This is a genomic window from Cupriavidus sp. UYPR2.512 (genome assembly GCF_000379565.1).
GTDB lineage: Bacteria > Pseudomonadota > Gammaproteobacteria > Burkholderiales > Burkholderiaceae > Cupriavidus.
This window is the reverse complement of sequence record NZ_KB903082.1, coordinates 1-1,495: the sequence shown is the minus strand read 5'-3', so window position 1 is coordinate 1,495 and position 1,495 is coordinate 1. Positions and strand designations below refer to the sequence as shown.

Sequence of the window (1,495 nt, the reverse complement as noted above, 5' to 3'; positions counted from 1 at the left end):
AACCTTCAGGGCGACGGAAATCGCGCTATATCATGCACTTGGCAATCTTCCTGAGCCTTCGTCAACCCACACTTTTTCCTGACGAACCATTTTTTTGTGTGCAGGGCAGGTAAAGGCTCACCGTTAATTTGATCGGTGAGCCAGCATTATCTCAATGATGCGGTTGGGTGAAGCGCTCCTCATAGAGGATCGCAAACTGGTTCATGGCAGCCTTCCAGTCATGGGTCGAGCTGCCCCACTTGCCGGTGATGTTGCGCAGCGCCAGCCACAGCAGTTTGGTTGCCGCCTCGTCGCTGGGGAAGTGACCCCGAGTCTTGATGATCTTGCGCAATTGGGCGTTGATGCTCTCAATGGCGTTTGTCGTGTAGATGATCTTGCGGATCGCCGGCGGGAACGCAAAGAACGGAATCACCTGATCCCAGGCGCGCCGCCAGGATGCGACGATCGGTGCGTACCGCTGACCCCATTGCCCTTGCTCGAAGGCCGCCAACTCGGCCAACGCCGCCTCCACGGTGGGCGCTGTGTACACGGGCTTGAGCGCCGCTGCCACGGCTCGGCGCTCCTTCCAACTGGCGTACTCCAGGCTATTGCGGATCAGGTGCACGATGCAGGTCTGCAGCGTCGTGTGGGGGAACACCGCGTTCAATGCCTGTTCCATGCCCCGGAGGCCATCGGTGACCGCGATCAGGATGTCCTGCGTGCCGCGGGTCCTCAAGTCATTGAATACTTTCATCCAGAACTTGGCGCCTTCGGTGGTCTCGATCCACAGGCCCAGGATGTCGCGTGTGCCGTCCGGCAGCACGCCCAAAGCCAGGTAGACGGCCTTGTTGCGCACCACGCCGTCCTCGCGCATCTTGACCCGCAGCGCGTCGAAGAACACCACCGGATACATCGCCTCCAGCGGACGGGCCTGCCAGGCGGTCACTTCGTCCATCACCGCATCGGTCACCGAACTGATGAACTCGGGCGAGACCTCGGTGCCGTACTGCTCGGCCAGAAACGCCTGGATCTCGCGCACGGTCATGCCGCGGGCGTACATGGCGATGATCTTGTCGTCGAACCCCGTGAAGCGCCGCTCGTGCTTGGGAATCAGGATCGCTGCCATCGCGGTCGCGCGGGATGTCCACCCGCAGCGGGCCGTCATCGGTCAAGACCGTCTTGGCGCTCTTGCCATTGCGCTGATTGGCCGTGCCAGCCGGGCGCTCGGCGCCCGGTGCATAGCCCAGATGATGGCCAAGCTCAGCTCCCAGGGCCCGCTCGATCAGGGCCTTCTTGAACGCCATCGAGGCGTCCTGAACCGCCTCGGCGGTCATCGGGCCCTTTACGAAATGGGCGATTAGGTCCTCGGGGATAGTCGGCAGCTCACGGTCGGCGGCCTGGCTCGTCTTGGTTTTGCGTGGCATACATGCTCCTTGGCGACATGTTATGCCCTAAACACAAAATTTCTGACAGGTCCGAATCTTTACTCAGCAGTCGGAAATATAGGCGACAGAAG

General features: G+C 61.0%; 1 pseudogene. It reads right to left on the bottom strand.

Features of this window, described 5'->3' with window-relative positions:
- Positions 1-151: 151 nt before the first annotated feature.
- A pseudogene (locus A3A5_RS39095) lies at positions 152-1,403 on the bottom strand (IS256 family transposase).
- Between the last annotated feature and the right edge of the window lie 92 nt (positions 1,404-1,495).